Raw genomic sequence first — 24,117 nt, 5'->3', positions numbered from 1 at the left:
TGACAGTCGGGTGAGAACGACGCCTGCTCCCAGAGCGCGGCATGATGCAGGGAATGAGCGAGACGGCCAGCAAGGCAGGACAGGTCTGGGCACATGTCGGGCAGCCCTTTGTCAACCCCGGTTATGACGTGATTGTGGCCGGAGCCGGACGCATGGGTGCGGCCTGCGCCCTGTACCTGCGCCAGCTGGCTCCTGATCTGCGCCTGCTGCTGCTTGACGAGGGTGGCCTTCCCAACGAGGACGGAGCCACCATCCTGGCCCCAGGCGTCTGGAGTGGCCAGGACCTGCCGGCCGCATGGCAGGCCGAGGCCGCCTGGGTCCGTGCGCAGCTGGTCACTGCTTTTGGAGAAGTGGGCTTCGAGGACCGGCCGCTGCTGGAATTCCATGAGCAGGAGGCAGACGACACGGTTGCGAGTTCCGACCTGCAGGCGCGCTTTCCCATTCTGTCCGGGCTGGTCCAGGTTGACCGCCTCCCGTTTGCCCGGCTTGACCCGCGGGCTGCAACCTACCGGCCGGGCGCCGTGGCCCTGGCCTGCGCCCAGCAGGCGATCCGGCAAGGGGCGGACCTGATGCTTAACGCCCATGCGACCCTGATCCCCGGCGGCGTCCAGGTGGAGCGCCTGACTGTGACCAACACACACCAGATCGTCACGCACGAAACCCACATGCTGAGCGCACCTCAGGTGATTATCGCCCTGGGCGCCGAGGGACCATACGCCGCCGAGCATGACCTGGGCGTGCATACCGCACACGCCCGTGCCTATCGCCAGGTTCCGCGTCTGAATGTGTCCAGCGACGCTGCTTCACCCATCCTGCGGACGTCTGGCCTGACCCTGCGCCCACAGACCGGTGGCTTTACCCTGGTTCCGGCCATTCACCACCGCGACCCGCACGGCTACCTGCCGCAGGGGGGCCACCTGACCGGGGTGCCGACCGGACTGCGCCGCGAAACCCTTGAGGATCTGGTGGCCCTGATGGACCTGCTGCCGGCACTGGCCACCGAGGCCCTGGAACTGGGGCGCAGCATCAGTGACGTTCCGGGGGCCTGGCTGGCGTTGCCGGGCGGATCCCCTCGCGGCCGGCCCCAGCATCAGGCCCTGCCGGGTGCACGCCTGTTGCTGGGGGGGCCGCTGGCCGACGTCCTGGGCCTGAGCACCGCCTACGACCTTGCCGCCAGCGTGGCAGGTGTGCAGACGCGGCCCTGGAGCTGAACTCCGGGAGCTGTGGTCAGCACGCCCCTCTCCTCTCTGGGCCGCTTGTCTACCCGGCGGGTCCGGGCACGACCCACTCTCCCCTATGCTGCCGGATATGACCGTCAGGCCGGGTACCGCTTCCAGGGTGCTGCGCACCGCCACCGCAACAGCCCTCCGGCTGCACCCGGGGGCCTTTCTTGACGCGCGCCCGACCTGGGAGCACCGGAGCGGATTCCTGCGAACAGGCATGATGACGCGAATTTTCCGGTACCCAGGGGTGAGTGCCTGACAGCCGGTTTTTGCGCTGACATCGTGGCCCCGCCCCTACAGGCGGGGTCTTTTCCTTTTTCTTTCAGGGAGGCCGACACATGACACAGACCTTTGAACCCGGCACGCTCGAGGCCCAGGATGTGCTGCGCCTGGCCCTGACCAGCAAGGTATACGGCGCGGCAGTGGAAACCGCCCTGAGTCCGGCACCGGCCCTCAGCGAGCGGCTGGGACAGCAGGTGTGGCTCAAGCGCGAGGACCAGCAGCCCATCTTTTCGTTCAAGCTGCGTGGAGCCTACAACCGCATGGCCCAGCTCTCGGCCGCCGAGCGGGCCCGGGGAGTCATTACCGCCTCGGCCGGCAACCATGCCCAGGGGGTGGCCTATTCGGCGCAGGAGCTGGGGGTCCGGGCCGTTATCGTCATGCCGGCCACCACGCCCGAGATCAAGGTGCGGGCCTGCCGCGCCCGGGGCGCCGAGGTCGTGCTACACGGCGACAGCTTCAGTGATGCCGAGGCGCACGCCTACATGCTGCAGCGCGGGCAGGGCCTGACCTTCGTGCATCCCTACGACGACCCGCATGTGCTGGCCGGACAGGGCACCGTGGCCCTCGAACTGCTGCGCCAGCTTGACGAGGACCGGCCCTACACGGTGTTCGTGCCGGTCGGCGGCGGCGGCCTGATCGCCGGGGTGGCCAGCGTCATGAAGGCCCTGCGTCCCGACGTGCGTGTGATCGGTGTGGAGCCCGACGACAGCGACGCCATGTACCAGTCGTTGCAGGCTGGGCACCGTGTGCGCCTGGACACGGTGGGCATTTTCGTGGACGGCGTGGCGGTCAAGCAGGTCGGCGCCTACACCTTCGACCTGACCCGTCGCTACGTGGACGGCTGGGTGCGTGTCAGCACCGACGAGGTGTGCGCGGCCATCAAGGATGTGTTCGACGACACCCGCGCGGTGATGGAACCCGCCGGCGCCCTGGCAGTGGCCGGTCTCAAGCAGTACGCGGCGCGGCTCCAAGAGCCGGGGCAGACGCTGGTGGCGCTCACCTGCGGCGCCAACGTGAATTTCGACCGCCTGCGCCACGTGGCCGAGAGAGCCGAGATCGGTGAGCAGCGCGAGGCTATCCTCGCGGTCACCATCCCGGAGCGCCCGGGGGCTTTCCGGGAATTTATCGAGGTGATCGGCCCCCGTGCCGTGACCGAATTCAACTACCGCTACGCTCCACGCGAGAACGCGCGCATTTTCGTGGGCGTTCAGCTGGCCCGCGCCGCACAGCGTGCAGAACTGCTGAGCACCCTCACCTCGCGCGGGTACCCGGTGACCGACCTCACGGACGATGAACTGGCCAAGGTCCATGTGCGCCACATGGTCGGCGGGCGCGCGCCGGAGGCCGCCCACGAGCGGGTCTACTCGTTTACCTTTCCTGAACGGCCCGGCGCCCTGCTGGAGTTCCTGACCCACCTGCACGGCCGCTGGAACATCAGCCTGTTTCACTACCGCAACCACGGCAGTGCACACGGGCGGGTGCTGGCGGGTCTGCAGGTGCCGACTGGAGATGAGGCCGACTTTGCCGCCTTCCTGCGTGACCTGGGCTATCCCGCCACCGAAATGAGCACCAACCCGGCCTACCGCCTGTTTCTGACGTAAACGGCCTGCACTGCTACGGCACCCTGAGCACCCGTACGTTCCCATCACGGGCACTCAGATAAGCCATCCGCTGGCCGTCCGGGCTGACACTCCAGTCACCCTGGCGCACCTGATCGCCCAGGTCACCCAGCGTGCGCCAGGCATTCTCACGCACACGGTATTCGCGCAGCACATGCGGTGAGCCGTCGGGCCGCAGCGGAATCAGCAGCAGGCGACTCGCGTCCCGCCAGCGGTAGGCCCCAAAGGCATCGAGCTTTCGGGGAGCACCCCCCGCAGTGGGCCGGATCCACAGCCCGTTGCGGGCCTTGGAATCAAAGGCCACGTAATACACGACCCAGGCGCCATCGGGACTCAGGCTGACGCCCCGGAACGACAGGGCCTGACCCAGAGAGCGGCGCGCGCCGTTGCGGATATCCAGGGTAAACAGTTCGCGGTCGCGCACGCCGGGCTGCGCCTTACCGCTGAGCAGCAGTGTGGTGTCATTGACCCAGCCGCTGACCCCACCGCCATAGAGCGTCGCCACCTGCCGCGGCGCCCCGAATACGTCTGCCACGTATACGCGGCTCAGACGCCGGTCGAAATTGCCGGTGGTGTCGCTGCGGGTATAGGCCAGCCGGGTCTCGGAGCGGGTCCAGGTGACGTCTGCTCCACGGGTGGGAAGATTGAATCGCCGGCCGTCCGACAGGCGCTCCAGTATGGTGTTGTCCCCGTTGCTGGGCCGCACCGCCCAGGCCAGTTTGGGCGAGAAAAAGGCCACGCTGGAAAACCGGCGTGTCACGGCCCCGCCTGAAGCTGGCACCTGATAGATCCCGGTGGCTGGACGTGCCGGGGGTCCATCCAGAAACAGCAGCGCCTTCGAATCCGGGCTCCACACGGCCCCTGGGCAGCAGGTGCCGCTCAGTACCGCCTGCGAGGGCAAGGTGGCGGCAGCTGAAACCGACAGGGCTGCAGCCGTCACCAGGCTCAGCAGATGTCTCATCGGCCTCCTCCCGGAGCAGGGGGCCACGGCCGGGCGAACTCGTTGAGCAGTGCGCCACCACGGCGCACTTCGGGCTGGGATTCAGGAGTCTGCCAGCGGCGTGGAGCGTTCAGGTCGTACTCGTAGCCACGGCCGAAGCTGCCGGCCAGGGCCAGGGAATCCCAGTCCGCCTGGATATACGGCAAGGGATTGAAAAAGCGCTGATGAGACCGGTCACGCAGTTCCAGGTGCAGGTGTGGGGCACTGATGCAGGTCTCCTGAGAGTCGCCGCTCTGCCCGATCACATCTCCCCGTTTGACGGCCTGCCCCACCCGCAGGCTGGAGCGCACCCGCAGATGCCCGTACAGGCTGCTGAGGTTCCCGGCATGATTGATCACCACGTTATGCGGTGGGCTGCCATGTGAACCGTCCACCTCGGCCACCGTACCGTCCCCGATGGAACGCACCGGAGTGCCGCACGGCGCACTGAAATCCAGCCCGGCATGCACCCCCTGCAGGTTGCCGTATGTTCTGCGCCGCTGCCGGTAGGCACCGGTGGTATTGCCGTACCCCTGCCCCAGCATCCAGGTGTCGGGTCCTGGAGGACCGGCGAACGGCAGGCTAAACTGCCGGGCGGGCCGCGCGATGGCGCTGTCGGGCAGGGCAGGTGCGTAATGCGCCAACGCAAAGGCGGACGCACCCAACGCCGCGCCCGCTCCCAGGGTTCTGAGCCTCATGCCCGATGCTGGCCCGGCAGACCTGTCCCGACGGTGCATGTGGTTACACGAACCAGGAAATGAGAACAAGTCTCAAGGCAATAAAAAAGCCGCCTCTCGGGCGGTGATGAACAGAAAATAGCGCCTTATGCGCTATGTGTCAAGGATATGCATAAAGCGGTCGTGGATTTATGAGCATGACGGGTGTGGAATGAAGCATGAACGATCCGGTCTGTCGCAGGGCAGGGGCGTGTACATCGTCAAAATTGGCTACGCCGATAGCAGCAGGCAACGCGCGCATCTCTGGCACAGATGCCGGAAGCTTGAAATGAGCGTGAGTTTCAGGTCAATGCTTTCTCTGTCCGGGCCGGCTGCCTAACGTGGAATTCTGCGCTTTGTGTACAGGGCGCCAGCGCGGCGGCCCTGAGACCTCATCCCGCTCCTGGAGGAACAAACATGACTGCCATTCATAAGACCATCGAAAGCTTGAAGCTCAAAGCTCAGCAGAATGACACCGGCGCCGCACGTGAGCTCGCCGCGGTCGCCAGTAAAGCCCTCGTCAAGCAGCAGGCCGCCACCGCCGCGGTCGTCGCCGAGCAGCAAAAAGACCTCAAAAGCCTGCAGCGTGAACTGAGCGAGCTCAAGGCTGCGCGCTCGTCGGGCGGCTTTCCCTGGGGCCTGGTGCTGGTCGCCGGGAGCGCGTACGCCCTGTACCGCAGCAATCCCGCCGTGCGCACCCAGGTGCAGGGCCTGATGGACCAGGCGGGCGCCCAGAGCCTGATTGAGAAAGTCAAGTCCCCCGAGTTCATTGCCCAGGTCAAGTCGACCGTCCAGAGCAAGCTCGGCGGCGACCAGGCCGACGACGTGGTCAGTGGCGCCGCGGACAGCCTGAGCGACGCCATTCCTGAGCGCCCACTGGCCCAGATCGAGGAAGTTGCCCACGACCTGACCAGCGAAGACATCGCCAGCGCCCGTGAAGTCGGGAAGAGGGACGCTGGAGCCAGCTAAGCGTTCGGTTCAGCGCTTTTGCCGATGCCAGGGCCCCTCTGGGCCCTGGCATCGTGTGGTCCAGACCGGTCCCACCCCCGGCGCACCCGGCTGAGCCAGGTGCTTCGACCGCAGCGGTCAATACTGGGCGCCCCTGCTTCAGGGCCAGGCCGCGTCACGCCGGGGGAGGGGGCCATCCAGGCCGTGACCGGCCGCTCGCCTTCGGGATTCAGCCCTAGCCCCAGACACGTTGGATGCGTATGGTCTATGGCGTGTCATTACCTTGAACCCACCACCGCGGATGGTCGTGGCTTTCTGAGCATGAACCCAGGCCAGCAGAGCGCGACCTGGATGCCGCTGATCCTGCCCAGCGGACGTCACGGTGCAGAGAAGACTTAAGACATATTGGGCCTGCGAACACAGAGCTACCAGCTCTTCATGACCTGTCCGGTATTGGCCGCCGTATCCCCTGCCTGAAGGCTCCTCGACCAGCCCGGTCTCCGGTTCCGGGTCTCCAGGACAGTTTCGCCCGGGAGTAGTTTTCAGAAAAGGCCCACAGAGCAGCGTTGACTACACTGCTCTGTGAGACGCAACCTCGATTCAGGAGGTTTGTGGAGACGGCAGATCGTGCGCCTCGACCACCCGGGTATACGGCACGCCGGCAGCGTCGTTTACGCGGCATACATCGTCGGCGCTGTTGGCCGCAAACAGACAGGCACACCGGTTATCCCCCGGAACATACATACTCCGCAGATAACGCACTGGCGTTCCCGCCTCGCTGGCCCGCCGACTTTCGCCAATCACCGCGGCCTGCGCCGCACCCAGCTGATCCATGGTGATTCCGGGAAGGTCACGTTCGGCCATGAACACCTTCATAGACACCCCCACACGGGCCGGTCTCACCGCTGGCTCGCCCCACCTGAGGTGACCGTGTCCACCTGGGCTACAGATGTCAGAGAGGGGTGGGGGTCTCTGCTTCCCGTGTAGATCCAGCATACATCTGCAGCCCGCACTCAGCCCGGCGTCCCCGCACTCAGCCCGGCGTCTCCGCACGGGCACCCCTCAGGCTCCGCAGAGCAGCTGCCGGTTTACCCGCGCCGGAAGTCCGGTGCCCGCTTTTCCTTGAAGGCAGTGACGCCTTCCTGGTGCTCCCAGTGGTCCCCAGCCACCTGCTGAAGCTCGGCCTCGAGGTCCAGGGCCGCGTCCAGGGTGCTGGTCATGGCGGCGTTCAGGGCCTGCTTGGTCAGTTTCAGGGCGTTGGCCGGACGGGCCGCAAGGGCCTCGGCATATGCCTGCACTTCCTGCTGGAAGGTCTCGTCCGGAAACACGTGCTCGCAGAGCCCCAGACGCAGGGCTTCATCAGAGCGGACCTTGTCAGCCAGGGCCATCAGCTCGAAAGCGCGGTGATAGCCCACCAGCCGGGGCAGAAACCAGGTGCTGCCACTGTCGGGAATCAGCGCGATATTGGAAAAGATCTCGATCAGGGCCGCCGAGCGCGCCCACAACCGGACGTCCCCGGCCAGCGCCAGACTGGCCCCGGCACCCGCCGCAACCCCGTTCACCGCGCTGATGACCGGCTTCCCGCACCCCCGGATGGCCCGGATCAGCGGGTTGTAGGTATGGTTCAGGTGCTCAGTGAAGGTCATGTTGCGTCCCGATACGTCTCCCAGGTCCTGTCCCGCGCAAAAGCCGCGTCCGGAGCCGGTCAGCACAATGACCCGCACCGAAACGTCCGCGTCCGCCTGGGTCATGGCTTCGGTCAGCGACAGCAACAGGGCGTCATTGGCGGCATTGAGCTTGTCCGGACGGTTCATGGTCAGGGTGCGCACACCAGCATGCGTCTCGGTCAGGAGCACAGGTTCAGTCATGACCACAGGCTACCCGCTCGAGGCGGTGCTCCGGGCCAGGAGGCCGCGCCGCGCTAGCATGACGCGCATGACGGCACCCCCGGACTCTCAGGACGTCGTTCTGGCATTGGACGTCAGCAAGTCCCGGATCGGCTTTGCGGTCAACCTGGGGCAACTGGCCTTTGGACGCGGCAGTGTTGACCGCAAAAGGCTGCCGCTGGACCTCAAGGCCGTGAGGCTGAAAGTTGAGGAGACCGGCGCGACCCTGCTGCTGCTGGGGCTGCCGCTGCGCACCGACGGTGCTCCCAGCCCGGCGGCCGACCGGGTGCGTGCCTTCGGCCGGGTCCTGGCCGACAAGGGCTACCGCGTCGCCTACCAGGACGAGCGCTTTACCACCCGGCGGGCGCGCGAACTGGGCGCGGCCGACGAGGACGAGGCCGCCGCCGTGCAGATTCTGGAGTTGTATCTGATGGGCCGTGAAGGCGCCGCGCCTCGGCACTCGCCCTAGGGCGTTCCCGGGCGGGGTTCACTGCTCTTCTTGGACGCGGTTCAGCCCAGGGGTAGAATGTGAGGGCAGACAGATCAGGTTCGGCGGTGGCCCGGCAGGTGGCCGCCGACGCACGTCTATCCCGGTCACAGACCACAGAAGAGGAGACCACTATGCAGGGCAACATGATGGACGTTCAGCTGACAATTCCCACCATTCTGGAGCGCATGCGCACGCAGTACGCCGGGCGAGAGGTCGTCAGCCTGATGGTGGCGGGGCGTGACGAGAAGGGCCAGCCGATTCCCCACAAGCACCGCACGACCTACGGGGCCGTGGCTGACCGGGCCCTGCGCCTGGCCAGCGCCCTGCAGGGCCTGGGCTTGAATGCCGGTGACCGCGTGGCCACCCTGTGCGTGAATTCCTTCCGGCACCTCGAGGCGTACATGGGCGTGCCCAGCGCCGGTCTCGTGCTGCATACGGTGAATATCCGCCTGCACCCCGAGCAGGTCGTGTGGATCCTGAACCATGCCGAGGACCGCGTGCTGATCATCGAGAACGTGTTCGCGGCGATGATTCCCGCCATTCGCGCGGCCTGCCCGCAGATCGAGCGGGTGTTCGTGATGGGGCCCCTTCCACAGGCGATTCCGGGCGCGGAAGACTACGACGCCTTCGTGATGGCGCACGAACCACTCGCACGCTATCCCGAGCTTGAGGAAAACGCCCCGGCGGCCATGTGCTACACGTCGGGTACCACCGGCAACCCCAAGGGCGTGATCTACACCCACCGCAGCACCGTGCTGCACTCGCTGGTCAGCGCTCCCAAGGACGCGCTGGGGGTGGGTGAGGCCGACAGTGTGCTGGCCATCGTGCCGATGTTCCACGTCAACGCCTGGGGCCTGCCGTACACCTGTGCCATGTACGGCGCCAAGCAGGTCTTTGCGGGTGTGTTCAGCGACGGGCCCAGCATCGCGCGGCTGCTGCAGGAGGAAGCAGTTACCATCACGGCCGGCGTGCCGACCATCTGGATGGGCCTGCTGGCTGAGCTGGACCGGGCCAAGGCGGACGGCACGCCCTACGACCTGAGCCGAGTGCAGATGGTGATCTCGGGGGGCAGCGCCTCACCGGAAAGCATGATCCGCGCGTTCCAGGACCGCCACGGGCTGCGCATGCTGCAGGCGTGGGGCATGACCGAAACCCACCCGCTGGGCACCGCCAGCAGTGTGCCGGTGGGCGTGAATCCCACCAGTGACGAGGGCTACGCCCTGCGCGCCAAGCAGGGACGCGCGGTGCCGCTGGTCGAGCTGGGCCTGCTCAGTGACGACGGCCAGCTGCTGCCTCATGACGGCAAGACCATGGGCCGCCTGATTATCCGGGCGCCCTGGGTGGCCAGCAGCTACTTCAAGGGCGAGGGTCAGGCCAACTTCTTTACCCTGGACGACGGCAAGTTGTGGTTCGATACCGGTGACATCGTGACCATCGACGACCGCAGCTTCATGCACATTCAGGACCGCGCCAAGGACCTGATCAAATCCGGCGGCGAGTGGATCAGCTCGGTGGACCTGGAAAACGCCATCATGGCCCACCCGGCCGTGGCCCAGTGCGCTGTGATCGCCATGGATGACCCCAAGTGGGACGAGCGTCCTCTGGCTGTCGTGGTGCCCCAGCCTGGTCAGAGCGTGAGCCATGAGGAACTGGTCGAGTTCATCACCCCCAAGTTCGCCCGCTGGTGGCTGCCCGACGCGACCATCATCGCCGAAAGCCTGCCGATCGGCGCAACCGGCAAGTTCCTGAAACGCGAGCTGCGTGACCAGCACCGCCATCACAAGACGGGCGCACAGACCAGCACCAACGCCTGAGCGTCCCCATAAGCCCCTCCCCTGCCCTGGCAGCCGGAGGGGCTTTTATTGGCCGTAGAATCGCGGCTATGGCCGTATCGGTGCAGGGACAACAGGTAACATTTACGCCTCCGTCAGGTGCCGCCGGCCTGATCGGAGACATGACCGACTGGCGCAAGCGGCCTCCGCTGCCGGTCAAGGCAGGGCAGCCCATCACGCTGACGCTGCCGCGCGGCGCCTGGGTGGAATATGCCTGGGTGGACGCCGCAGGCAACGCGTTTGCCGACCCCGACAACGATCAGCGCAGTCTGAACCCCTGGTGGCCTTACCCGCGCGCCGCTGTGGTGGGCGATTACGTCCGCCATCCGCTGTGGCAGCTCCCGGACGCCACCCGGCGCGGGACTTCACACCGGCTGTCCTGGGACGGGGAAGTGTTTCACGGCAAGCGGCGCGTGATCGTGCACACGCCCTACGGCTACGCGGGTGGACCGCTTCCGGTGTACTACGTGCAGGACGGCGTGGCCTGCTACCGCACCGGCCGGCTGGGCGAGCTGATGGACCGGGCCGTGGAAGCCGGGCTGGCCTCCGGCGCCGCGCTGGTCTTTGTCGAGCCGGTGGACCGCAACATCGAGTACTACCTCAACGATCACTACCTGGACTTCCTGACAAGGGAAGTCTTTCCACGTGTCGAGGGGCCGCTGGTCCAGGCCTCCACGCGCGGGCTGTGGGGGGCGAGCCTGGGCGGCCTGATCAGCCTGCATCTGGGCCGCGCCCATCCGGAACTGTTCTCACGGGTAGTCAGTCACAGCGGCGCATTTATCGCCCGGCCCGGCGCCCGCACGAAAGACGGCGGAATCGACACCACGGGTGCTGGCGAGTGGCTGCGTGAGCAACTTCAGGCCCAGCCCCCCCGTCACCTGCGCCTGAGCCTGGACACTGGCGTCCTGGAATGGCTGACCGGTCCCAACCGCCGCATGGCCGCCCTGATGGCGGACCTGGGACTGGAGCATCAGTACCGCGAATACCCCAGCGGTCACAACTGGGTCACCTGGCGCGAAGCCCTGCCCGAAGCCTTCCTGTACATGCAGGGGCTCTGAAGGCAAGTGCCCTACACGGCGTCAGGGGAACTGAACAGCGCCCGTTCCTCCGGGGTCGGCCGCTCGAACCAGCCGCTCCATTGCTCCAGTTCGGTTCGCGTGATCGGGAACGTCCCTGACGGCAGGTTCGCGTTGCGGGCCTGAAGCCGCAACCAAAGGTCATCCAGCGGCAGGTCCAGGACATGAAGCACGGTGGCCACCCCCAGCCCACATGCCCGCAGCCGGTACATCTCGCGCTCCTCGCGTGACCACACACCGTAATCCAGCACCACGCTGACGCCGAGGACCAGGGCCCGCCGGGCCACGCTCCACAGCAGGTCATGCTCCAGGACCGCACGTTTTCCCTGAAACTCACCCGCGCCGAACAGCGGCAGCATCCATTCATCCGGCGTCAGACGCAGCGCGGCGTGCCGCGTCTCCAGCTCACGGGCCAGGGTGGTCTTCCCCGCTCCAGGCAGACCCACGAGCAGCTGCAGGGCTGCCGTCACGTGCTCAGAATAAGGCAGCCCGACTCATCCTTTGACCTGCTCCAGGCGGCATAGTCCTGGCATGCGCAAAGCTCTTGTCCTGGCGCTGTCCCTGCTGGGCAGCGCGGAGGCCCTCACCATGACCTATCCCCACTCCACCACCGTGATTCATGAGCGCGGTGCCGACTGGACCGGGGCCGAGCTCAGAGGCGTGCAGCTGCGCGGCGACGTCCTGGCCCTGGCCCCCGGAGCCAGCAGCGGTACCCTGACCGGCAAGCCCGTGACTGTCCCCACTTTCGACGAACTGGTTCCGTCCTGGAACGCCCGCACCGGCCAGAACGGCAGCGTGACCGTTGAGGTGCGTGCCCAGCAGAGCGGGGCGTGGTCACGCTGGTACTCCTTTGGTACCTGGAGCAGTGCCGATGGCCGCAGCAGCCTGAACGGCCAGAAAGACGCCAGTGGGCAGATCATGACCGACACGCTGCGGCTGACGGGCAAGGGGTCGGCGTACCAGTACCGCGTCACCCTGCGTGGAAGTGGCACCGAGGTTCGCCTGCTGGCCTTCAACACCACCGAACGGGCCCGGCGCAGCGCCGGCCTGGGACAGCCTGGAGACCGTCAGGCCTGGGGCAAGGTCGTGGACGTACCGCAGCGCTCGCAGATGATCTACGAAGGGGGCGGCGAGGTGTGGTGCAGCCCCACCAGTGTGAGCATGATCCTGGCGCGGCATGGCAAGGACATCAGCGTGCCGCAGGCCGCGCGCGGTATGTATGACCGCGCCTACGACGGCACAGGCAACTGGCCATTCAATACCGCCTACGCCGGTGAGTACGGGCTCAGGGCCTTTGTGACGCGGCTGCCGAGTCTCGCGGCGGCGGAGAAGTTCACGGCGGCCGGTCTGCCGCTGGCCGTCAGCCTGGGCTGGAAAAAAGGTGAGCTGCCCGGCGCCCCGCTGGTCAGCAGCGCCGGGCACCTGATGGTGCTGGCCGGCTTTGATGCCAAGGGCAACCCGGTGCTCAACGATCCTGCTGCACCCGGCAACGACACGGTCCGCCGCACCTATCCGCGCGCTGCATTTGAAAAACTCTGGCTGGACCACAGCGGCGGCATCACCTATGTGATCACCCCACAGGGCACCCGCCTGCCCTGAGTAAATTTACCGCCTGAGACACCATGCGCTGATTTGAGCCCTCGCACCTGAAGGGCATTGCTTAGGCTGTCCGCATGTTGCCGCCTGTTCAGGCTGGCCTGCCCCCTGCCCCGCGTCACGCGCAGCAGGGGGTTGCGCTGGTCGTTGCCCTGCTGTTTACAACCATCGTGCTGATGATCGTGGTCAGCACCACCGCCACCATGACCCTGGGCGCCCGCAAGGGTGGCGTCAATGAGCGCGCCGCCTATCAGGCCCTGCTGGCGGCTGAAAGCGGGATCAATACCTTTGCGGTGCGCTTTCTTGCCCGCCGTGACGCCCTGCCCGGTCATCTGCAGTTCCGCGGCACCACACCGGCAGCCCTGAATTCCTGGCTGACTGCCCAGGGCCTGAGCAGCTACGGAGATGTGACGCTGAGCGCCGCAACCATGCCTGCCACAGGCGTTTTTACCCTGATGGCCACGGACAGTGCTGGCGGCGCGCGCCAGCGTGTGCTGCAGGACTTTTACACTGTCCGCCAGCCGGGCTTCAACATTCGTGTCGAGGCGCCATTGCAGTCGTATGCAAATGTGGACCTGACCGCAGGCGCCGTGGTACAGGGTGAGTCCAGGTTGACCTCGACCGGGATGGTGCAGGTGGCCCTGGTCACAGAGGTGATCAGCTTACCGGCAGACAACGGGGCGTTTGTGGTGGCGCTGCAGTCCACACTGTCTGCCCAGCTGCTGCTGGGCCCCGGGGATTACGTGGAATTGCAGGGCGCTACGTACCGGGTCCTGGGCGTGAACAGGCAGACCAGCTCCGTCACCCTCATGCCCGTGTCCGGTGCTCCCGACAGTACCAGCGTCGCGGCACAGGCCCCGGTCCACCGCGTTGACTCGGCCGTGACTGCAGCGTTTACCGGGGGGTCGGGAACCACCAGCACCATCATGGTTTCGGATCCGTCGCTGCTGACGGTGGGCTCAGCGGTTCAGGTCGGACCGCTTGGTGGAACCGTACAGAGCGTGGACCCAGCCAGCCGGAGTCTCGTGGTGGCCTGGGACAGCGGCGGCACCATGGCAGCCGTGGCTGAAGGCACCCCGGTGCGGCGCGACGTGAAAGGCGTGATCTCCAGCTACGCGATTACCGGGCAGAATCAGGTGGAGCACGGCAGCCTCCCGAACGACCCGCAGCTGCGCAGCAAAAACCCTTTTGCCCTTACCTCCGACCCGGACCTGTTCGCCTCTGTGCTGGGACAGACCAAACACCAGATGCTGGCCGCGGCACCCTATCAGGGCTGGCTGGAACCCACGGTGAGTGGGGCAGGGTTCACGGGGACAGTCACCGGCCTGACTTTCATCAACGGCCCGGTCTCATTGACCGGCAACCGCGAACTGTGCGGCAGCGGTCTGCTGATCGTGCGCGGCGACCTCACCGTGAACCGCACCTGCCCCGTGGGTTTTTCCGGCGCCATCTATGTGATGGGGGACTATGACCAGCAGGGCCACTCGCTGATCCGCGGCGCGGTGATCGTGGAAGGCGCACATGAGCCCCTGGCCGGGACCGAGTGCATGCCGTCTCTGTCCATGACCGGCAGTGGCTCTGGCAACGCCTGCGATACCCGGGTGGCCGGGACTGGCCAGGGCAGCGCGAAGATCATCTATGACCGGGGCGCGCTGCTTGCTGCCGGGTCTCTCCTCTCGGCACCAGAGCTGCACGCCATTCCAGGGACCTGGAGGCAGCGTTGACCTCTCACGGTTTTTCCCTGATCGAGGCCCTGATCGTGATGGCGATTGTGGGCACTCTGGCGGCCGTGGCTATCGGCAGCTACGCCCGCTGGCGCGCGAGCAGCACCGTCATGGAAGCGGCACAGCAGTTCTCGCAGGCAGTCACGACCACACGCACCGGGGCCAAGAGCACGAATACCTGCTGGCAGATTCGCCTGAGTGCGCCGCTGGCCAGTGCCACCAGCTATGAGATCCGGCACTTCCCGGACGAGACCTGCACCGGCACACCCACGCAGGAACAGACCCATGCCCTGCCACGCGGCACAGTCATCCGGCTGACCGGGGCGTCCAGCGCAGGCACCAACAACGTCAACTTCGCCCCGCCCTATGCCACGACCGATCCCGCGCCGAACACCTACCTCGTGCAGTGGAGCGCGGCCCCCAGCATCCGGCGCACCGTACGCATTACCAGCATTCTCGGAAAGGTCGTGGTCAAGTGAAGGGTCCCTCCGCTGGCCTGAGCCTGGTCGAGGTGCTGGTGGCCCTGGCTCTTTTCTCGGTGGTGTCGGCAGCGGTGCTGGCGCTGTTTCCTTCGGTCTTCAGGCTCAACAGTCAGACGCGGGCCGATCAGTCCGTGACCATTGCAGCCAAGCACTACCTGGAACAGGTCCGCGCCCGGTACAGTACTCAGAGCGGCTTCGACGCTGCCTCGCTGCCGGAGACACCGCCCGCCAGCATCCTGAACAGCTACACCTGCACACCCTCAGTGAGCACGCTGGAGAGCCCCTTCATCGCGCCGGGGCAGATCAAGCGCGTGACCCTGTCGTGCACCCATGCAAGCCAACCCACGCTGACCTTTGTGCTGGACTTCGGCAGGCCGCTGTGAAGGGAAATGCGGGACTGACCCTGGTCGAGGTGCTGGTGGCCCTGGCCCTGATGGGCACCATCTTTGCACTGCTGACCAGCTGGCAGGCTTCTACCCTGAACCTTTCGGCACGCACGGCGGCCCTGTCGCACAGTCTGGCGGAGCTGAACGATACGAGCGGCTACCTGGGAGACAGGCTCCGGGCCGCCGTGCGCGTCCGGGTGGCGACCGCGAACCTGAGTGTCAATGGCGCTGCCTGCACAAACGTGACGCCCTGCCTGGCCATTGTGGTGCCGGAGTACGACCCCGGTGGTATGACCCGTTACCACCTGCACACCTATCGTCTGGAGGCCCGTTCCAGGGTGTCGCCGGCCGATAAGGTCACTGATTCCTGGGCCGAGGCCAACGTTCAGGTGCTCAGGGAGTACCGCTCCACCGACCCCTTCGGCGGCAGCGGCAGCACACCGCGTGACTGTGTGGCGACCCCGGCGGGACTCCTAGCCATTCCCCCGGTCATCGGGACAGGACCGGGCTATCCGCCCGGCAATCTGGTCAGCTGTCAGGCGCTGCTCAATCTGGACGCGGTCACCAGCGTGACGGGCATGCAGCCGTATCTGGTTGCGGACCACCTGACGCCTGCAGGCAGCCTGGGCGCCGCGCCGTTTACCTATGACCCTGCCAGCCGGACCGTCACGCTGCGCTTTCAGTACCGCCAGCGGGTCCGCGGCCGTGAGCTGCGGACGCCAGTCTCGCCCTATACCCTGACCGTCCAGGCGCGCAACATCCCGTAGAGGTGTCGTCCGGCCACCCGACCGAATTGGCTGGCATCGCCCGGAAAACCCCCGGCAGCCTGAGAACCTGTCCTAGACTCGGCCCATGCTGTTTCCCTCCCGGTGTCCGGTGTGCGGGCACGAAAACCGCGTGGAATTCGCGGATGCCAGCATCCATGACCTGCGGTGCGCCGCGTGCGAGGCAGCGTACTGCCTGTTCGTGCGCAAGCAGAAGTTCGAGGTGCTGTTCGATCTGGGCACCCGCGCCTTGATGGACGGCTACGCGCGTGAGGCGGTGGCCAGTTTCGCCGCGGCCCTGGAACGCTTCTTCGAGTTCTACGTGCGGGCCTTCGCGCTGGAACAGGCTTCGGGAAAAGACGAGGATTTCGACGTGGCGGCAGCCCGGCTGGACATCACCTGGCGACATGTCGTGAGCCAGTCGGAGCGTCAGATCGGCATGTTTGCACTGGCCTACCTGCTGCGCGAGGGTCGGGAACCTGACTTCCTGACCAGCAAGGCGCTGGGGGCAGACTTCCGCAACCGGGTGATCCACCGTGGATACCTGCCGCGCCGGGCAGAGGTTGACGAGTACGCCGCCCGCATTTTTGCCCTGATAGACCGGCTGCTCACCGAACTCGGGCCCGGTGCCAGCCATGTGGAACTGGCCCAGGAACGCAGTTTTGCTGCCCACCTGGCCAGGCTGCCCGAAAGCGTCACAGCCGTGTTCGAGGAACACCCCGGCATGTTCCGCGCGCGCCGCTTTGCCTCGGCGGGTCCCCCCAAGTCAGCGCCTGTGCCCGCGGGTAAGGCTCCGGGTGCCCTGAACGACGTGCAGGTGTTTGCCCAGGCTCTGGCTGAGCGCGGCGCGGCCCTCGACTGGCTGCGCAGATCCTGATATGGGGTCGCGCCTGGTCAGCCTGGGAAAGCCTTGCCGGCTGGGCGCGGTGGATTCTGCTTCTCAGTGCGCAAAATAGAACCCGTGAGCGGGGCCACCCCTCCCGGGCCCTGTCTGAGAACTGCTCTAGACTGGGCCATGACGGAGTGGGCCAAGACCGAGACCCTGGAGGACCGCCGGCGGCTGGTGCGCGTGGCGCGCGGCCTGGAAGAGGGAGACCTGCTCGTGCGCGGCGCGCGGGTGGCGCAGCCGGTCACGCGGGAGATTTTGGAAGCCGACGTGCTGATTGCCGCCGGCCGGGTGGCCGCCCTGGGCGGCGCGGGAGACGGCCTGCAGGCCGCGCGAGTGGTCGAAGCACGCGGAGCCTGTCTGGCGCCCGGCTTCATTGACGGGCACGTGCACATCGAGTCGAGTCTGCTGACCCCTGCCGGGTTTGCGCGGGCGGTGCTGCCACGGGGCACGACAGGCGTGGTGGCCGAGCCGCATGAGGTGGTCAACGTCCTTGGCCCGCAGGGCCTGGCATGGATGCTGGAAGCCGGGCGCCGCAGCGGACTGCGGGTGTGGGCCTCGGCGCCGTCTTGTGTGCCAGCCAGCGAATTCGAACTTGGAGGTGCGCGGGTTGGGGTGGCCGAAGTCCGGCAGATGCTGTCGCAGCCCGGCGTGCTGGGTCTGGCCGAAATGATGAATTACCCGGGTGTCCTGGGCGGGGACAAGGAGGTCTGGGCCGTGATACAGGCCGGGCGCACATCTGGGCGCCGGCTCGACGGCCACGCGGCAGGAGTGCGTGGCCGCGACCTGCAGGCCTACGCCGCCGCCGGACTGCACTCGGACCACGAGGCCACCACGCCCGAAGAGGCGCGCGAACGGCTGCGGGCGGGCCTATGGCTGATGGTCCGCGAGGGTTCCGCGGCGCGCAACCTGCAGGCGCTGCTGCCTGTGCTCCGCGAACGCCCCCGACGCGCGATGCTGGTCAGCGACGACGTCAGCGTAGACGAGCTGCTGGAGCTGGGACACCTGGACCGGCTGTTACGTGTGTGTGTGGCCGGCGGCCTGGACCCCCTGGACGCACTGGCGCTGGTGACCTGCAACCCTGCCGAGTACTGGGGACTGCACGACGTGGGTCTGGTCGCCCCGGGTCACCTGGCGGATTTCGTGCTGCTGCGTGACCTGCAGGACTTCGAGGTGCTGGAGACCTTCGTGGGGGGCACCGAGGCCCAGCCCGGCGAACTGACACCTCCACTTGCCGGCGGCGGCGTGCATCTTGGTCAGGGCTGGGACACCGCCAGCTTCGAGGTGCCCGCCGGCTGGCCTGTCCTGGGCATTCAGGCCGAGCAGATCACCACGGCGCGCGCGCCGGAAGGCAGTGGAGACGCCCGGCTGGTGGTGGCTGACCGCTATGGCCGCGGGGAATGGTCGGCCTGCTGGACGGCCGGGTCCGGCCTGACTGGCGGCACCCTGGGCATTAGCGTGCTGCATGACGCCCACCATGCCGCGTTCCTGGGTGGAACAGACAGAGACATCCAGGTGGCTGGGCGCGCCCTTGAAACCCTGGGAGGTGGTCTTGTGGTGGTGGCTGACGGTGAGGTCCGCGCGAGCCTGCCACTGCCCTTCGCCGGCCTGATGACCGGTCAGGCGCCGCAGGAAGCTGCCGCAGGGCTGGCGCGTGTCACCGCAGCGACCCGTGCGCTGGGCTGCACCCTGCCCTACCCGGTGACCACCCTGAGTTTTCTGGGCCTGACCGTGATTCCCGCCCTGAAGCTCACGCCGCGCGGCCTGCTGGATGTCGAGGCCTGGCGGCTGGTCCCCGGAAGCTGAAGCCGCCAGGAGAACGCGCGCCACAGCCCGAACGTGCGATGCTGAGCGCATGAGTCAAGGCATGACGATTACGGTAAGCGGCTTCGGAGAGGTTCAGGCGCAGCAGGGCGAGCGGCTGGTGCTGGCGCTGGAGCGCGGCGGGGTGGACGTGCTGCACCGCTGCGGCGGGGTGGCCCGCTGCACCACCTGCCGGGTGTCTTTCGAGGAAGGCGAACCGGACTCCATGACCGTCGCGGAATACGACAAGCTGACAGAAAAAGGCCTGCTGGGCACCGCGAGGCTGTCCTGCCAGATCGAATGTGCCCCGGGCATGAGCGTAACGCCCCTGCAGACGGCAAGTTCCAGCGGCCTGGAGCCCGGCAAGGCGCCCGCGACCAACATCGAGCCCGAGCCGCAGTGGACCACCCGTCCAGGCTCGTCCACCGAAGGCTGAGGCAGAAGCATTCAACGCCACTGGCTGGCACCTGTTGGGCCTTCACCCACCTGGACAGCTGTGCGAGGCAGCCCCGCCGCCCGGTGCGAACACATTGCGAGCCGACGCTAGGTCGGCTCTTGCTCGCTGGGACCTGCAGGTGTCTGGCCGTCTTCCTCTGTCAGGCCCAGCCCGGCCAGCACACGCGCACGCTTCCAGCCGGTCAGCTCAGACAGCTCCTGCAGCGCTTCCGCGAATGGCTCGGAGCCGGGTTCAGCTGTCCGCAGCGCCAGCCACAGGGCGTTGCGGCGCCGGAGGGATGAGGCAGGCATGCCCAGAGTGTAGGGCCGAAGGAAGCAGAGGAGGTGCCGCTGGGCGGCACCTCCTTTTGAACAGGCATCAGACCTCAGCGGTAACGGGCGTTGTCGCGCAGGTGCTCGGCATAGCTGTGATTGACGTAGATCTTGCCATTGTCAGCATGGAGGAAATACACCGCGTCCCGGCCGTCTGCCAGCTTACGCTTGGAGTTCAGGATGCTGCTGAGTGCGGCCTGACCCGGGTTGTTGATCGGTCCCGCCGGCAGCCCGCCGCGGGTGTAGGTGTTGTAGGGCGTGTCCTTGGTGAAGTCGCCCGCGCTGCGGTCAAGCTCCGGCAGATCCTTACCCAGGCCGTACGCCACCGTCGGGTCGCTGCCCAGCGCAATGCCGTCACGCAGACGGTTCAGGAACACCCCGGCAATAATGGGCATCTCGCTGTCGTTGGCGGCCTCGGCCTGCACCATGCTGCCCAGAATGACCCAGTCACGCACCCCCAGGCCAAGGGCCTTGGCGCGCGCCACGTTTTCCGGCGTGAACTCGGTGTTCATGCGGTCAAGCAGGGTCTGGACGACCTTGCGCGGCGTTTCCTTGGGGCGGAACTCATAGGTCGCCGGAAACACGAAGCCCTCCAGGTTCGGCTGCTTGCCCTTGGTGTAGGGGCTCAGGGTCGGGTCATTCAGGGCGGCGCGCACCGCCACTGCGTCAAAGCCCGCACGCGCAAAGATGGCCGGCAGGTCCTTGATACGACGCCCCTCAGGAATGGTGACGTTGACGGTGGGAATTCGCGCCGGACCAGCCAGCTTGGCGGCCACCTGCGACAGATCCATCTGACCGTTCAGGTCATACAGTCCTTCCTTGAGGCTCCCGGCCGTGCCGTTCTGACGCATCAGCAGCCTCAGGGCGTCGGCATTTTTCACGATCTTGCGCTCCTGCAGGGTCCGCGAAACCGCCGAAAGGGTGTCTCCCGGTTTCACCTCCAGGGTATAGGTGCCCCCGCCGGCCGGGGCCATCAGGTTGCGCACGTACATGAACGCCCCCGCCGCCCCCAGCACCAGCAACAGCAGTAAGACCAGCAGCAGCTTGGCCCATAGCGGCATGCCGCGCTTTTGCAGCCGGGTCACGCCAGCACCGCCTGCAGCCGGGCACGCAGATCCGCATCGGCGGCAGGTCGCGCCCCGAAGCGCGCCACCACCCAGCCGCCCACCTGCACCGCCAGTTGCGCGGCACGCACCGGATCGCGATGCTGCAACCAGCTGGCCAGAAAAGCGCCGCCGAAAGCGTCACCGGCACCGGTCGCGTCGATCGCGCTGTCCGGGGTGGCCGGCACGTGGGTCCGGGGGGTCGTCGGGCCTTCAAGCAATGCGCCTTCCTCGTCCATTTTCAATACCACCAGGGCCTCCGGGTACCGCTCACGCAGCCAGCTCAGGGCCCGGCTGTGCTCGCGCTCGCCACTCATGGCTCGCGCCTCGTCGTCGTTAGGGAAAATCACGTCAAAAGGCACGCCGTCCACCACCTGCAGGAAGGTCTCGCGGCCCATCTGCTGGATCATCTGGAAGCTGCCCGGGTCCAGGCTGAGGGTCGCGCCCGCGGCCTTGGCCAGCTGGGCGGCATGCAGCGCCGCGCCGCGCGGCGGATCACGGAACAGACTCCAGGCTGTCAGGTGCAGGTGGCCCGCGCCTTCCAGGGTCGCCACGGGAAGCTCACCCGGAAGCAGTTCCCAGTCGGCGCCCTGGCTGGTCAGCATGGCGCGCTGGCCCCGCCGGTCGATCAGCGCCAGAATCACCCCGGTGGGATGCTCCTGGCTGGCGATCACTTCGGCCTCCACGCCCTCGGCACGCAACTCCGCCATGGCCAGTTCACCGAAATGATCACGGCCGATTTTGCCGATAAAGGTGGCCGGGTGCCCGGAGCGCTGTGCCCAGACTGCAAGATTTGCGGCGCTGCCGCCCCCGGACAGCTCCAGGCGGCCGGTCGTGTCGCCACCCGGCAGCAGCATGGAGTCGGGTTTGGCCAGCACGTCCCAGGCCAGATCGCCCAGCGACACCAGCGGCTTCACGCCTGGACCCGCGCACGGGAAACGAACGGTTCAAGAAAAGCTGTCATGCCTGGGGGCCAGCATAGCGTCCTGTCTCGCAGCCAGGCTCAGGCACCAGCTCTCTTACCACGGGGCCGGACCCTGGTCAGGTGGCGTGGCGACCGGAGCAGCGCGCAGGGCCTGCTGGGCCAGGAGCGTGGCGAGCACGTCTATAGCAGCCACCAGCCCATACACCACCTGGGTGTGTAAGACCGGCGGGCTGCTAAAGCCAGTGATAGGAATCACATTCAGCACTCCCATGCCCAGGCTCAGGGCCGCCGCCAGATTCAGCCAGTCCAGCAGCTGCTGACGCTGCAGCAGGTCTGCCGGCTGGGAGACCAGCCGGGCCAGGGTGCCGTAGACCGCGTTGCTGGCCACAATGGCGCCGCCCCAGACGGTCATCAGGGCGGTCAGGGCCACCGGGTTGGCTTCCGCAGCCGCACCGGAGAGGATCATCAGCAGGGTCATCAGCCACAGCGCAGCCCGCAGCGCCGTCAGCCACGGGAACACCAGCCGCAGGGCCCGCAGCACCCCGTCCGTCGGGAGCACGGTGTGGGCCATGGTGAGCCGGGCAAACAGATGGGTCCACCAGGCCATCACCAGCGCCGCCAACAACGCCTCGGTGGCGCTGAGTGCCGCGCTGCCGGTAAAGTTTCCCTTCCACAGGGCATAAGCGCTGACGGCCCCCAGCGACACGACCTGCGCCCACAAGGCGGCCAGGGCAGGGACACGCCAGCGGTTCATGCCACGCCGCCGGTACCACAGCAGCCAGCCCGGCGCGGCCCGGTGCCCCTGCGGCCCCCGCCTGAGTCCAGAACCTTCCGGGAGAGAGGCAGGCTGTGCCTGCACAGCGCGGAGGCCGTATGTCTTCCTGTACGCAGCCGCCTGGAGCAGGCCGGAGTGGTACGGAACAATTGCTTCAGGAACGGTCTCACAGGCCCAGTTTCCGGGTCAGTCTCTCGCGCACGACCTCGGGTTTGGCCTGGCCGCCCATGGCCTTCATCACCGGGCCGAACAGGGCGTTCATGGCCTTGGTGTTGCCGGCACGGACCTTTTCCACCGTTCCCGGATCGGCCGCCATGGCCGCGTCGATCGCCGCGTCAATTGCCGCCGTATCGGTCACGACGCTCAGGCCACGTTCCCGCACCAGCTGCTCGGGATTCTGGCCCCCCATCACCTCGGGCAGCAGGTCCTTGGCCACCCGCCCGCCGATGGTGCCGGCGTCGATCAGCCGCACCAGGGCCGCGAGATCCGCGGGCCTCAGGCTGGACTGCGCGATGCTCTGCTCCTGCGCGGCCAGGTGGCCGGCCACTTCGGTGAGCAGCCAGTTGGCGAGCTTCTGGGCGTCGGGCCGCGCGCTACCGTTATCAGGTTGCAGCGCCTGATCATAGAAGCGCGAGAGCGCCACATTCAGGCTCAGGGTCTGGGCGTCAGCAGCGCGCACGCCCGCCGTCAGGTACCGCTCGCGCTTCTGGGCCGGCAGCTCGGGCATGCGTGCGCGCACGCACTCGATCCACTCGGGCGTGATGTCCAGTGGCGGCAGGTCCGGCTCGGGGAAGTAGCGGTAATCGGCCTCGCCTTCCTTGGTGCGCATCAGAAAGGTCTTCTGCCCGCCCTCGTCCCAGCCCATGGTGTCCTGGGTGATCTGCCCGCCGGCACCGAGCACACGCGCCTGACGGGCCGCCTCGTACTCGATGGCGCGCGAGACGCTGCGGAAGGAATTGAGGTTCTTGACCTCCACCTTGGTGCCCCAGGGCTCCCCGGGCCGGTGCAGGCTGATGTTCACGTCGCAGCGCATCTTGCCTTCCTCGGGGGTGGCGTCGCTGACCCCCAGGGCCTGGGCGATGGCCTGCACGGTTTCCAGGAAGGCCCGGGCCTGCTCCGCACCGGTGATGTCGGCCTCCGTGACCATTTCAATCAGTGGCGTTCCGGCGCGGTTGAGGTCCAGCAGGCTGTAGGGCGCGTAGGTGGGGTGCGTCAGCTTTCCGGCGTCGTCCTCCAGATGGGCACGCTTGATGCGCACACGCTCTGCGCCAATGTCCAGATAGCCGTCACGGGCGATGGGCCGGTCGTATTGCGAGAGCTGGAAGTTCTTGGGCGCGTCCGGGTAGAAGTAGTTCTTGCGGTGAAACTGCGTGAAGCCTGACACGTCGCAGTTCAGACTCAGGCCGAACATCATGGCCAGTTCCACCGCCTCGCGGTTGAGGGTCGGCAGCGTGCCCGGCAGCCCCAGCGTCAGCGGGTCTGTGAACGTGTTGGCCTCGGCGCCATGGTACTCCGCCGGACAGGAACTGAATATCTTCGTGCGGGTCTTGAGTTGCAGGTGCACTTCCAGCCCGATGACCGCCTGGTACGACATGCGCGCAGCATACCGCCGCACCCGGCAGCCGGCCGGAAGGCGTCTCATACGAATTGCGGTTGAAGCCACAACCCGAAGAGAAAACCGCTACGGACATGGAATCCTGGGAAGGCAAACCCGTTGAGACTGAAAACGAACGGCAAAAGTCGCGGCAGAGCCTCCCGTTCCTGCGCGGCAAACTCCGGTTCTTCTCAATTGAACAGGAACCAAAATGCGTCTAAATGGTTATTGGGTCAGTTCTCAAGAGAGCTGTCAGACCG

The 24,117-nt window shown here is 66.9% G+C and carries 25 protein-coding genes; 15 read left to right on the top strand and 10 right to left on the bottom strand.

Going from position 1 to position 24,117, the window contains the following annotated elements; genetic code table 11:
- Positions 1-53: 53 nt before the first annotated feature.
- The 3 genes from IEY49_RS12880 (at position 54) to ilvA (ending at position 3,106) form a co-directional block, all read left to right on the top strand.
- On the top strand, positions 54-1,211 hold the full coding sequence (locus tag IEY49_RS12880; RefSeq protein ID WP_373291914.1) for an FAD-dependent oxidoreductase: 1,158 nt from the start codon (positions 54-56) through the stop codon (positions 1,209-1,211).
- Positions 1,212-1,308: 97 nt separating this feature from the next.
- Positions 1,309-1,482, top strand: coding sequence for a hypothetical protein (locus IEY49_RS12875; RefSeq protein ID WP_189009316.1), 174 nt, complete (start codon positions 1,309-1,311; stop codon positions 1,480-1,482).
- Between the two features lie 79 nt (positions 1,483-1,561).
- The gene (ilvA, locus tag IEY49_RS12870; protein ID WP_189009313.1) at positions 1,562-3,106 is read left to right on the top strand and encodes a threonine ammonia-lyase, biosynthetic; all 1,545 of its coding nucleotides are present in this window, start codon (positions 1,562-1,564) and stop codon (positions 3,104-3,106) included.
- Between the two features lie 13 nt (positions 3,107-3,119).
- On the opposite strand, the gene IEY49_RS12865 is transcribed toward ilvA, so the two are convergent.
- Positions 3,120-4,085: a TolB-like translocation protein gene (locus IEY49_RS12865; protein ID WP_189009310.1), complete on the bottom strand. Its 966-nt coding sequence runs from the start codon at positions 4,083-4,085 to the stop codon at positions 3,120-3,122.
- Positions 4,082-4,801: a M23 family metallopeptidase gene (locus IEY49_RS12860; protein WP_189009307.1), complete on the bottom strand. Its 720-nt coding sequence runs from the start codon at positions 4,799-4,801 to the stop codon at positions 4,082-4,084. Before IEY49_RS12860 ends, IEY49_RS12865 begins: the two co-directional genes overlap by 4 nt.
- A 435-nt stretch (positions 4,802-5,236) precedes the next feature.
- Between IEY49_RS12860 and IEY49_RS12855 the strand changes: the two genes are divergently transcribed.
- On the top strand, positions 5,237-5,788 hold the full coding sequence (locus IEY49_RS12855; RefSeq protein WP_189009304.1) for a hypothetical protein: 552 nt from the start codon (positions 5,237-5,239) through the stop codon (positions 5,786-5,788).
- 579 nt (positions 5,789-6,367) lie between these two features.
- Here IEY49_RS12855 and IEY49_RS12850 read toward each other — a convergent pair.
- Both IEY49_RS12850 and IEY49_RS12845 read right to left on the bottom strand, forming a co-directional pair.
- The gene (locus tag IEY49_RS12850; RefSeq protein WP_189009301.1) at positions 6,368-6,643 is read right to left on the bottom strand and encodes a DUF4242 domain-containing protein; all 276 of its coding nucleotides are present in this window, start codon (positions 6,641-6,643) and stop codon (positions 6,368-6,370) included.
- A 212-nt stretch (positions 6,644-6,855) separates the two neighbouring features.
- On the bottom strand, positions 6,856-7,635 hold the full coding sequence (locus IEY49_RS12845) for an enoyl-CoA hydratase-related protein (RefSeq protein ID WP_189009298.1): 780 nt from the start codon (positions 7,633-7,635) through the stop codon (positions 6,856-6,858).
- Between the two features lie 58 nt (positions 7,636-7,693).
- On the opposite strand from IEY49_RS12845, the gene ruvX reads away from it, so the two are divergent.
- The 3 genes from ruvX to IEY49_RS12830 all read left to right on the top strand — a co-directional run bounded on the left by ruvX (position 7,694) and on the right by IEY49_RS12830 (position 11,033).
- Positions 7,694-8,122 carry a Holliday junction resolvase RuvX gene (ruvX, locus tag IEY49_RS12840; protein WP_189009439.1) on the top strand — a complete coding sequence of 143 codons (429 nt, stop codon included), beginning with the start codon at positions 7,694-7,696 and terminating at the stop codon, positions 8,120-8,122.
- Positions 8,123-8,274: 152 nt separating this feature from the next.
- Complete coding sequence (locus IEY49_RS12835) at positions 8,275-9,957, top strand: long-chain fatty acid--CoA ligase (RefSeq protein WP_189009295.1); 1,683 nt, start codon at positions 8,275-8,277, stop codon at positions 9,955-9,957.
- A gap of 68 nt (positions 9,958-10,025) precedes the next feature.
- Positions 10,026-11,033 carry an alpha/beta hydrolase gene (locus IEY49_RS12830; protein WP_189009292.1) on the top strand — a complete coding sequence of 336 codons (1,008 nt, stop codon included), beginning with the start codon at positions 10,026-10,028 and terminating at the stop codon, positions 11,031-11,033.
- An 11-nt stretch (positions 11,034-11,044) separates the two neighbouring features.
- Here IEY49_RS12830 and IEY49_RS12825 read toward each other — a convergent pair whose 3' ends face one another.
- Positions 11,045-11,521 carry a P-loop nucleotide/nucleoside kinase family protein gene (locus IEY49_RS12825; RefSeq protein WP_189009289.1) on the bottom strand — a complete coding sequence of 159 codons (477 nt, stop codon included), beginning with the start codon at positions 11,519-11,521 and terminating at the stop codon, positions 11,045-11,047.
- Between the two features lie 61 nt (positions 11,522-11,582).
- Between IEY49_RS12825 and IEY49_RS12820 the strand changes: the two genes are divergently transcribed.
- The 8 genes from IEY49_RS12820 (at position 11,583) to IEY49_RS12785 (ending at position 19,128) form a co-directional block, all read left to right on the top strand.
- On the top strand, positions 11,583-12,650 hold the full coding sequence (locus tag IEY49_RS12820; protein ID WP_189009286.1) for a C39 family peptidase: 1,068 nt from the start codon (positions 11,583-11,585) through the stop codon (positions 12,648-12,650).
- A 74-nt stretch (positions 12,651-12,724) separates the two neighbouring features.
- Entirely contained in the window at positions 12,725-14,371 is a 1,647-nt protein-coding gene (locus IEY49_RS12815; protein WP_189009283.1) for a pilus assembly PilX N-terminal domain-containing protein, read from the top strand.
- Positions 14,368-14,850 (top strand): prepilin-type N-terminal cleavage/methylation domain-containing protein, encoded by a 483-nt coding sequence (locus IEY49_RS12810; protein WP_189009280.1) that lies wholly within the window; start codon positions 14,368-14,370, stop codon positions 14,848-14,850. The genes IEY49_RS12815 and IEY49_RS12810 overlap by 4 nt, the downstream gene beginning before the upstream one ends.
- Entirely contained in the window at positions 14,847-15,236 is a 390-nt protein-coding gene (locus IEY49_RS12805) for a type IV pilus modification PilV family protein (protein ID WP_189009277.1), read from the top strand. Before IEY49_RS12810 ends, IEY49_RS12805 begins: the two co-directional genes overlap by 4 nt.
- Positions 15,233-16,006: a prepilin-type N-terminal cleavage/methylation domain-containing protein gene (locus IEY49_RS12800; protein WP_189009274.1), complete on the top strand. Its 774-nt coding sequence runs from the start codon at positions 15,233-15,235 to the stop codon at positions 16,004-16,006. Before IEY49_RS12805 ends, IEY49_RS12800 begins: the two co-directional genes overlap by 4 nt.
- Before the next feature lie 85 nt (positions 16,007-16,091).
- The gene (locus IEY49_RS12795) at positions 16,092-16,880 is read left to right on the top strand and encodes a hypothetical protein (protein WP_189009271.1); all 789 of its coding nucleotides are present in this window, start codon (positions 16,092-16,094) and stop codon (positions 16,878-16,880) included.
- A 138-nt stretch (positions 16,881-17,018) separates the two neighbouring features.
- Positions 17,019-18,695 (top strand): adenine deaminase, encoded by a 1,677-nt coding sequence (locus IEY49_RS12790; RefSeq protein WP_189009268.1) that lies wholly within the window; start codon positions 17,019-17,021, stop codon positions 18,693-18,695.
- A 61-nt stretch (positions 18,696-18,756) separates the two neighbouring features.
- Positions 18,757-19,128 carry a 2Fe-2S iron-sulfur cluster-binding protein gene (locus IEY49_RS12785; RefSeq protein ID WP_189009265.1) on the top strand — a complete coding sequence of 124 codons (372 nt, stop codon included), beginning with the start codon at positions 18,757-18,759 and terminating at the stop codon, positions 19,126-19,128.
- Positions 19,129-19,235: 107 nt separating this feature from the next.
- On the opposite strand, the gene IEY49_RS12780 is transcribed toward IEY49_RS12785, so the two are convergent.
- From IEY49_RS12780 to gatB, 5 genes are all read right to left on the bottom strand, one after another.
- Positions 19,236-19,439: a hypothetical protein gene (locus IEY49_RS12780; protein ID WP_189009262.1), complete on the bottom strand. Its 204-nt coding sequence runs from the start codon at positions 19,437-19,439 to the stop codon at positions 19,236-19,238.
- 74 nt (positions 19,440-19,513) lie between these two features.
- Complete coding sequence (mltG, locus tag IEY49_RS12775) at positions 19,514-20,545, bottom strand: endolytic transglycosylase MltG (protein WP_189009259.1); 1,032 nt, start codon at positions 20,543-20,545, stop codon at positions 19,514-19,516.
- A complete protein-coding gene (locus IEY49_RS12770; RefSeq protein WP_189009256.1) occupies positions 20,542-21,480 on the bottom strand; it encodes a carbohydrate kinase family protein in 939 nt (312 codons plus the stop codon). Before IEY49_RS12770 ends, mltG begins: the two co-directional genes overlap by 4 nt.
- A gap of 102 nt (positions 21,481-21,582) precedes the next feature.
- Positions 21,583-22,242, bottom strand: coding sequence for a hypothetical protein (locus tag IEY49_RS12765; RefSeq protein WP_189009253.1), 660 nt, complete (start codon positions 22,240-22,242; stop codon positions 21,583-21,585).
- 187 nt (positions 22,243-22,429) lie between these two features.
- Positions 22,430-23,857 carry an Asp-tRNA(Asn)/Glu-tRNA(Gln) amidotransferase subunit GatB gene (gene gatB, locus IEY49_RS12760; RefSeq protein WP_189009250.1) on the bottom strand — a complete coding sequence of 476 codons (1,428 nt, stop codon included), beginning with the start codon at positions 23,855-23,857 and terminating at the stop codon, positions 22,430-22,432.
- Between the last annotated feature and the right edge of the window lie 260 nt (positions 23,858-24,117).

Origin of the sequence: Deinococcus malanensis (assembly GCF_014647655.1) — a bacterium.
GTDB lineage: Bacteria > Deinococcota > Deinococci > Deinococcales > Deinococcaceae > Deinococcus > Deinococcus malanensis.
Note: the sequence above shows the minus strand (reverse complement) of the source record. Positions and strands in the feature narration are given on the sequence as shown.

What these genes read in the sequence shown, in the direction of transcription:
- IEY49_RS12880 (WP_373291914.1), top strand. Translation starts at nt 54, where the DNA reads ATGAGCGAGACGGCCAGCAAGGCAGGACAGGTCTGGGCACATGTCGGG.
- IEY49_RS12875 (WP_189009316.1), top strand. Translation starts at nt 1,309, where the DNA reads ATGACCGTCAGGCCGGGTACCGCTTCCAGGGTGCTGCGCACCGCCACC.
- ilvA (WP_189009313.1), top strand. Translation starts at nt 1,562, where the DNA reads ATGACACAGACCTTTGAACCCGGCACGCTCGAGGCCCAGGATGTGCTG.
- IEY49_RS12865 (WP_189009310.1), bottom strand. Translation starts at nt 4,085, where the DNA reads ATGAGACATCTGCTGAGCCTGGTGACGGCTGCAGCCCTGTCGGTTTCA.
- IEY49_RS12860 (WP_189009307.1), bottom strand. Translation starts at nt 4,801, where the DNA reads ATGAGGCTCAGAACCCTGGGAGCGGGCGCGGCGTTGGGTGCGTCCGCC.
- IEY49_RS12855 (WP_189009304.1), top strand. Translation starts at nt 5,237, where the DNA reads ATGACTGCCATTCATAAGACCATCGAAAGCTTGAAGCTCAAAGCTCAG.
- IEY49_RS12850 (WP_189009301.1), bottom strand. Translation starts at nt 6,643, where the DNA reads ATGAAGGTGTTCATGGCCGAACGTGACCTTCCCGGAATCACCATGGAT.
- IEY49_RS12845 (WP_189009298.1), bottom strand. Translation starts at nt 7,635, where the DNA reads ATGACTGAACCTGTGCTCCTGACCGAGACGCATGCTGGTGTGCGCACC.
- ruvX (WP_189009439.1), top strand. Translation starts at nt 7,694, where the DNA reads ATGACGCGCATGACGGCACCCCCGGACTCTCAGGACGTCGTTCTGGCA.
- IEY49_RS12835 (WP_189009295.1), top strand. Translation starts at nt 8,275, where the DNA reads ATGCAGGGCAACATGATGGACGTTCAGCTGACAATTCCCACCATTCTG.
- IEY49_RS12830 (WP_189009292.1), top strand. Translation starts at nt 10,026, where the DNA reads ATGGCCGTATCGGTGCAGGGACAACAGGTAACATTTACGCCTCCGTCA.
- IEY49_RS12820 (WP_189009286.1), top strand. Translation starts at nt 11,583, where the DNA reads ATGCGCAAAGCTCTTGTCCTGGCGCTGTCCCTGCTGGGCAGCGCGGAG.
- IEY49_RS12815 (WP_189009283.1), top strand. Translation starts at nt 12,725, where the DNA reads ATGTTGCCGCCTGTTCAGGCTGGCCTGCCCCCTGCCCCGCGTCACGCG.
- IEY49_RS12795 (WP_189009271.1), top strand. Translation starts at nt 16,092, where the DNA reads ATGCTGTTTCCCTCCCGGTGTCCGGTGTGCGGGCACGAAAACCGCGTG.
- IEY49_RS12790 (WP_189009268.1), top strand. Translation starts at nt 17,019, where the DNA reads ATGACGGAGTGGGCCAAGACCGAGACCCTGGAGGACCGCCGGCGGCTG.
- IEY49_RS12785 (WP_189009265.1), top strand. Translation starts at nt 18,757, where the DNA reads ATGACGATTACGGTAAGCGGCTTCGGAGAGGTTCAGGCGCAGCAGGGC.
- IEY49_RS12780 (WP_189009262.1), bottom strand. Translation starts at nt 19,439, where the DNA reads ATGCCTGCCTCATCCCTCCGGCGCCGCAACGCCCTGTGGCTGGCGCTG.
- IEY49_RS12765 (WP_189009253.1), bottom strand. Translation starts at nt 22,242, where the DNA reads ATGAACCGCTGGCGTGTCCCTGCCCTGGCCGCCTTGTGGGCGCAGGTC.
- gatB (WP_189009250.1), bottom strand. Translation starts at nt 23,857, where the DNA reads ATGTCGTACCAGGCGGTCATCGGGCTGGAAGTGCACCTGCAACTCAAG.